The 6,938-nt window shown below is 63.3% G+C and carries 6 protein-coding genes; 3 read left to right on the top strand and 3 right to left on the bottom strand.

What is annotated here, in order from left to right; all coding sequences use genetic code 11:
• Positions 1-69: 69 nt before the first annotated feature.
• Complete coding sequence (locus ACRC0P_RS07525; protein ID WP_438629485.1) at positions 70-732, bottom strand: fumarylacetoacetate hydrolase family protein; 663 nt, start codon at positions 730-732, stop codon at positions 70-72.
• A 136-nt stretch (positions 733-868) separates the two neighbouring features.
• Between ACRC0P_RS07525 and serA the strand changes: the two genes are divergently transcribed.
• The 3 genes from serA (at position 869) to ACRC0P_RS07510 (ending at position 4,566) form a co-directional block, all read left to right on the top strand.
• Positions 869-2,113: a phosphoglycerate dehydrogenase gene (gene serA, locus ACRC0P_RS07520; protein ID WP_438629483.1), complete on the top strand. Its 1,245-nt coding sequence runs from the start codon at positions 869-871 to the stop codon at positions 2,111-2,113.
• Between the two features lie 228 nt (positions 2,114-2,341).
• A complete protein-coding gene (gene rarD, locus ACRC0P_RS07515) occupies positions 2,342-3,250 on the top strand; it encodes an EamA family transporter RarD (protein ID WP_438629481.1) in 909 nt (302 codons plus the stop codon).
• Between the two features lie 476 nt (positions 3,251-3,726).
• Positions 3,727-4,566, top strand: a complete 840-nt coding sequence (locus tag ACRC0P_RS07510) for a phosphatidylinositol-specific phospholipase C (RefSeq protein ID WP_438629479.1) — start codon at positions 3,727-3,729, stop codon at positions 4,564-4,566.
• Between the two features lie 133 nt (positions 4,567-4,699).
• Here the strand turns inward: ACRC0P_RS07510 and ACRC0P_RS07505 are convergent, their stop codons facing one another.
• Together ACRC0P_RS07505 and fba are read right to left on the bottom strand one after the other, a co-directional pair.
• Positions 4,700-5,683, bottom strand: coding sequence for an alpha/beta hydrolase (locus ACRC0P_RS07505; protein ID WP_438629477.1), 984 nt, complete (start codon positions 5,681-5,683; stop codon positions 4,700-4,702).
• 78 nt (positions 5,684-5,761) lie between these two features.
• The gene (fba, locus tag ACRC0P_RS07500) at positions 5,762-6,826 is read right to left on the bottom strand and encodes a class II fructose-bisphosphate aldolase (protein ID WP_438629475.1); all 1,065 of its coding nucleotides are present in this window, start codon (positions 6,824-6,826) and stop codon (positions 5,762-5,764) included.
• Between the last annotated feature and the right edge of the window lie 112 nt (positions 6,827-6,938).

Below are 6,938 nucleotides of genomic sequence, written 5' to 3'. Positions count from 1 at the left end.
CACGCCCGCGATCGGCGGCGGGGATTCAATAAGCGCCGATCGCGGGCATGGCCCGCTCCTACATTGCCTCTAGGCCACCTGCGTTTCCACCCGCAGCCAGTCGTCTTCCAACTCCAGTACGAGCCTGTCCCCACAGAGTAATTCCCCCACCCCGGCGGGGGTGCCGGTGAGCACCACGTCCCCGGGCAGCAGAGTGAAATGGCTGCTGATATAGGCCACCAGATCGAGGATCGGGGTGAGCATATGTCCGGTCTTGCCCCGCTGGCGCAGTTCGCCGTTCAGCCACAGGGAATAGGTGAGGTTGTCCCAGTCCGGCAGCCAGTCCAGTTTGACGAAAGGGGACAGCGGGCAGGCGCCGTCGAAACCCTTGGCCTTTTCCCAGGGGTGCCCCTGCTTCTTCAGCTGTCCCTGCAGTTCCCGCAGGGTGAGGTCCAGCGCCAGGCCCAGACCGGCGACGGCGCCGGGAACGTCCGCCGGGTTGGCACCGCTCATGGGTGCGCCGATCAGCAGCGCCAGCTCCCCCTCGAAGTGGCAGCCGCCTCGGCCGCGGGGCAGGTGGATCGGCTCGGCCATGGGCACCGCTGCGGTGGCGGGCTTGATAAACAGCAGCGGCTCCTCCGGAACCGGGTTGTCCAACTCGGCGGCGTGGGCGGCATAGTTGCGCCCCACGCAGACGATTTTCCCCGTCGCCAGATCGCACGGGGTTCTACAGCTAAACTGGTGTCGGTACATAACTGTTTTCGATGGTTAGGATAGGGATTTCGAATTAAGCGCCACAGGGCGCTTGTGGTATGATCGCGCCCTCGCCGGGCTCCCGGCTTCCCGGATTTTACCGCCAATCCTGTCGCCCACTGTCAAGAGAGTGTATATGGCTCCGCCCACCCACCAAAAAGAGTCCCTGCAAAAAGACAAGATCCACATCCTGCTGCTGGAGGGGGTCCACCAGTCCTCGGTGGATCTGCTGGCTTCCCGCGGTTACACCAATGTGGAGTATCTCAAGACTTCGCTGCCGGAAGAGCAGTTGATCGAGAAAATTGCCGACGCTCACTTTATCGGCATCCGTTCGCGCACCCAACTGACCCGCAAGGTGCTGGAGAACGCCCCCAAGCTGATCGCCATCGGCTGCTTCTGTATCGGCACCAACCAGGTGGACCTGCAGGCGGCTACTGAACTGGGCATCGCGGTGTTCAACGCGCCCTACTCGAACACCCGCAGCGTGGCGGAGCTGATTATCGCGGAGAGTATCCTGATGCTGCGCGGCATCCCGCAGAAGAACGCCGTCTGCCACCGCGGTGGCTGGCTCAAGTCCGCCGCCGGCTCCTTCGAGGCGCGGGGCAAGACCCTGGGGCTCGTCGGCTACGGCGCCATTGGCTCCCAGGTATCGGTGATGGCGGAGGCCTTGGGTATGCGGGTGATCTTCTACGACGTGATCACCAAACTGCCGCTGGGCAACGCCAGTCAGATAAACTCCCTCGACGAACTGCTGGCACAGGCGGATGTGGTCTCCCTGCACGTGCCGGAACTGCCGTCCACCAGGATGATGATCGGCGCAAAACAGATAGCGCACATGAAACCCGGCGCCATCCTGCTCAACGCCTCCCGCGGTACCGTGGTGGATATCGACGCGCTGGCCGAGGCGCTGAAAAGCGGGCATCTGGCCGGCGCCGCCATCGATGTCTTCCCGGTGGAGCCCCGGGGCAACGACGACGAGTTCCAGTCCCCCCTGCGCGATATCGACAGCGCGCTGCTTACCCCGCATATCGGCGGCTCCACCATGGAGGCGCAGGAGAATATCGGCACCGAGGTGGCGGAGAAACTCTCCCACTATTCCGATAACGGCACCACCACCAGCTCGGTGAATTTCCCCGAGGTGGCGCTGCCCAGTCATGTGGGCGCGCACCGGCTGCTGCACATTCACAAGAACGTGCCCGGCGTGCTCGGCGCCATCAACCAGGTGTTCTCGGAAAACAAAATCAACATTTCCGCGCAGTTCCTGCAGACCAACGAGATCCTGGGCTACGTGGTGATCGATGTGGATGCGGAATACTCGGACCTGGCGTTGGAAAAGCTGAAAAATATTCCCGGCACACTGCGCTGCCGGGTGTTGTTCTAAAGCATCCCTGCAGTTGCGATCGTAGGGTGCGCCGTGCGCACCGGAAGTACCGGTGAAATGGTGCGCACCCTACCGCAAACTGAATCCGATCATAGCGGCGCTCCCTGTGGGAGCCTGCCCGGCAGGCTCCCACAAACGATAGAGATTGATCGCGGCCACGGGCCGCTCCTACAATTGCGCTTTCCGCCGAACCCGGGGCTCCCGGCTCTCTGACCAGGTGTATCTCCCTTGCGCAACAACGACTCCGCCGCGGCCGGTCTGTTCGCCGGTATCAGCGCATTCCTGCTCTGGGGATTCGCGCCCTTGTACTTCAAGCTGCTCGATGGTATTTCCTCGCCGGAAATCCTCGCGCACCGCAGTATCTGGGCGCTGGTGCTTGCAGTGGCGATCCTCGCGCTGATCGGCAAGTTGCCGGATTTCCTCGCCACCCTGCGCTCGCGGGAGAAAATGGTCACCCTTTCCCTGTCGACCCTGCTGATCGGCGGCAACTGGCTGGTGTTTATCTGGGCCATTACCAGCAACCACCTGATGGATGCCAGCCTCGGCTACTACATCAACCCACTGATCAGTGTGCTGCTGGGCGTACTGATACTGGGGGAACGGCTGCGCCGCCTGCAGTGGCTGGCGGTGGGACTGGCGGCAGCGGGCATCGCCCACGACCTCTGGCAGTTCGGACGGCTGCCGGTGGCGGCCCTGATCCTGGCATTCTCCTTCGGCTTCTACGGCTTGGTGCGCAAGCGGGCGCCGGTGGACAGCCTCACCGGGCTTGCCGTGGAAACCCTGTACATGTTCCCGCTGGCCGCACTCTATCTCCTGTGGAGTGACAGCCCCAGCAGCGACCTGCCCGGCAACAGCTGGCAACTGAACGGCCTGCTGTTGCTGGCCGGCCCGGTAACCCTGACACCGCTGCTGCTGTTCAATATCGCCACCCGCCGGCTCAACCTCTCCACGGTGGGATTCCTGCAATACCTGGCACCCACCCTGCATCTGCTGCTCGCCACGCTGGCGTTCGGCGAGCCCTTCGGCGAGGGCAAGCTGGTCACCTTCGCACTGGTGTGGCTGGGGCTGCTGCTCTATTCCTTCGATGCGCTGGCGCAACGGCGGAGACTGGAGCTGAAGAGAAAAGCCTTGGCTTGAGCAGCGGCAGCTTCTCCCCGTTGCCCGCTGGCCGCGGGATTTCGAGCGCGAACGCGGCGAGCTGGAGTGGCAGGCCCTGGATGCCCGCCTGCGCCTGCTGCAATCCCAGGTAACGCCGCACTTCCCTGTTCAACACCCTGGCCAATGTGCGCGAGCGTGGAATCCGCCGCGCCCCGGGCACCGGCGCTGTGCATGTATTGAGAACCAATACATTGAAATGGGGAGCGGAGGTTCCCTATCTTACGCGCCAAGAGCTGCTCGTTGGAGATTCCCCGCCTTCGGAGTGAACGCTCTCCCCCGGAACGAGACTCCGCTTCCAACACGAGAAGCGAGGTCTTCAACTTTACAGGAGGTGTGTTATGAAGTGTTACCGTTCTCGTGCCCTCGTGTCGCTTGGGCTCATGTGCCTGGCGGCATTTGTATTATCGCCAACCGTTGCCTCCGCGCAGAACCTGGACACGGAGCTCGCGTGGTGGATGGACTACGTGCCGGACTCGGCGCTGCTCTCGGAACTCACGATCCCGGGCACGCATGACTCGGGTGCGATGCACGAGCCGTGGCCGGGTACCGCCAAGTGTCAGAACCTGACGATCGCCCAGCAGCTCGATTCCGGAGTCCGCTACCTCGACATCCGCCTGCGTCACTACGAGGACTCCCTCGTCGTCCACCACGGCTCCGTGTACCAGCACATGAACTTCGACGACGTCCTCACGATGGTCACGGCGTTCCTCGCCGCGCACCCGAGCGAGACCGTCATCATGCAGGTCAAGGAGGAGTACGACCCGCACAACAACACGCGGTCGTTCGAGCAGACCTTCAACTCGTACGCCAACGCTCCGGCGTACAGCAGCTACTGGTGGCGCCATAGCTACATCCCAACCCTCGGAGAGGTACGCGGCCGGATCGTGCTGCTGCGCCGCTTCTCGGGCTCGTTCTGGGTCTCGGGCGGGATCGACGTGACCAACTGGGCCGACAACGCGCGCTTCACCCGCTACGACACCCGGAGCCACGCGATCGAGGTGCAGGACTACTACAACGTGAACGCGTCGACCAACGACAACAAGATTCGCGAGATCGGGGGGATGCTCAACGACGCGCAGGCGGACAGCGCGGGGAGCCTCTTCCTCAACTTCACGAGCGGCGTCAAGCCGGTGTGGGGCGTCCCCAGCATCCCCGCCGTCTCGGGCGACGTCAACAATTGGCTGCGCCACTACTTCGACAACGTGGCGGCCAGCAACGCGCACCACGGCGTCGTGATCTCGGACTTCATCACCGCGGACCTGGTGCGGGCCGAGCTGCGGGCGTACTTCTACTGAGCCGGACGCGCCTGGAGCCACACCCTTCGCGCCGGGGGGTGCGGCTCGGTTCGGCGGTTCGATGGCCCCGGGTCCCGTGCCGTCCACCGGAAAACCCTGAAAACAATAAAAGCGGGAGAGGGGAGCAGTTGGCTCAAACGTTTAGCCAATCATCCAGCGCTTTCAGTATCTGGTGCCTATAGGGCTGGGTCTCGTTGATCATCTGGTGGCGCGCGCCGCGCACTATCACCCGCTTGCTGTTGGGAAAGCGGTCGCGCACGACGCGCATGTTGTAGCGCCAGGAGACGGTCTCGTCGCCGGTGCCTTGTATCACCAGAATCGGTTTGGGATTTTTCGCGGTTTTGGGGAAGGTGTTGAGCCAGTCCACCATGGCGGTGAGCCAGCGCATGGACATCACCGGAGACTGAAGCGGGTCCCGGTGCGCCTGGCGGCGGGCGAACTCGGCGTCGTGGGTGTTGATGTTGAAACCGCGGTCGGGATTCGCCAGAAAGAAGCGGCCCAGGTAATACCGCCACTTGCGCAGATGCCAGCGCGCCGGGCGCACCAGCGGCGCCAGCAGAAAGATCTTGTCGAACGGCTGCCAGCAGCTGTATTGCAGGTAGGCCAGCAGCGCCGCGCCGCCGGTACTTTGCCCGAGGGCGTGCCAGGGGCCCGGCAGCTTATCGCGGGCGATATGCAGCAGCGCCTCCAGGGCCTGGCGGTACTGCAGAAAGGTATCGATGGCCACCGGCTCGCCGCTGGAGAGGCCGTGGCCCGGGAAATCGAAAACCACTACGTTGAGATCGCGCTCGAGGCCGAAGCGAACGGCGGAACCGTAAATACCGGTATGATCGAAATAGCCGTGGCAGATAAACAGGGTACCGCGGGGCTTTTCCACCAGCCAGTACTGGGCCACCAGCTCAAAACCCGCCGCCTCGAAAGTGCCTACCCCGGTCCTGTGGGCCAGGGGAAACTGCAGGTCGTAGTAGTTCCGATACTCCTGCAGGGCCGGCAGCAGCGGACCCTCACCGTTGCCGCTGAAATCCAGCTCGGGCAACTGCTCGCGCAGGGCCGAATAGTCCGGGCGCTTGATGACCGGGCTGTGTTCGACGGTAGTGATATCTTGCAGGAGGTCCATTGGATCAATGGTACTGCATTTGCGGACCTGCGGCCCCCTCCCCCACAAGCGGGAGAGGGGAGCTGATCTTTCCAGGATTTACCTGATCTGCGGCTCCAGTTCGCCGGTCTCGTAGCGCTTGGACATATCCTCCAGGCCGACGGGGCGTATCCTGCTGGCATTGCCGGCGGTGCCGAAAGCCTCGTAGCGGGCTATGCAGATGTCCCTCATGGCCTCTATGGTGGCTTTGAGGAATTTGCGCGGGTCGAATTCGGAGGGGTTCTGGGCCAGGAAGCGGCGGGTCGCGCCGGTGGAGGCCAGGCGGAGGTCGGTGTCCACATTCACCTTGCGCACGCCGTGCTTGATGCCCTCGCAGATCTGCTCCACCGGCACGCCATAGGTCTCGGGAATCTCGCCGCCAAATTCGTTGATTACGGCCAGCCACTCCTGGGGTACCGAGGAGGAACCGTGCATCACCAGATGGGTGCCGGGTATGCGCGCGTGGATTTCTTTGATGCGGTCGATCGCCAAGATGTCGCCAGTGGGCGGGCGGCTGAATTTGTAGGCGCCGTGGCTGGTGCCGCAGGCGATGGCCAGCGCATCCACCCGGGTTTTGCGCACAAAGTCCGCCGCTTCTTCCGGGTCGGTCAGCAGTTGGTCGTGGGACAATTTGCCCTCGGCCCCCACGCCGTCCTCCTCGCCGGCCATACCGGTTTCCAGCGAGCCCAGGCAACCCAGCTCCCCTTCCACGGACACTCCGCAGGCGTGGGCCATCTCCACCGCGCGCCGGGTGACGTCCACATTGTATTCGTAGGAGGCCGGGGTCTTGCCGTCCTCCTGCAGGGAGCCGTCCATCATTACCGAACTGAAACCCAGCTGGATGGAGCGCTGACACACCGCCGGGCTGGTGCCGTGGTCCTGGTGCATTACCACCGGGATTTCCGGGAACTCCTCGATGGCGGCGAGGATCAGGTGGCGCAGGAAGGGGGCGCCGGCATATTTGCGCGCGCCGGCGGAGGCCTGCACGATCACCGGCGAATCGGTCTGCTTCGCCGCCTCCATGATCGCGCGCATCTGTTCCAGGTTGTTGACGTTGAACGCGGGCACGCCGTAGCCGTATTCGGCAGCGTGGTCCAGCAGTTGGCGCAAGCTGATTAGAGCCATGGAAATTACCTTTCTCGTCGGTGCGAAATGCTAAAAGCTAATAATTATTTTTGATGGTTTGTTTGTAGGAGCGGGCCATGCCCGCGATCGGCGCTGGCGGAACCTTCGATCG

The sequence above is a fragment of the Microbulbifer sp. genome (assembly GCF_051659245.1).
In the GTDB taxonomy this organism is placed as follows: Bacteria; Pseudomonadota; Gammaproteobacteria; order Pseudomonadales; family Cellvibrionaceae; genus Microbulbifer.
The sequence above is the reverse complement of the archived record's forward strand: the minus strand, read 5'-3'. Positions and strand labels throughout refer to the sequence as shown.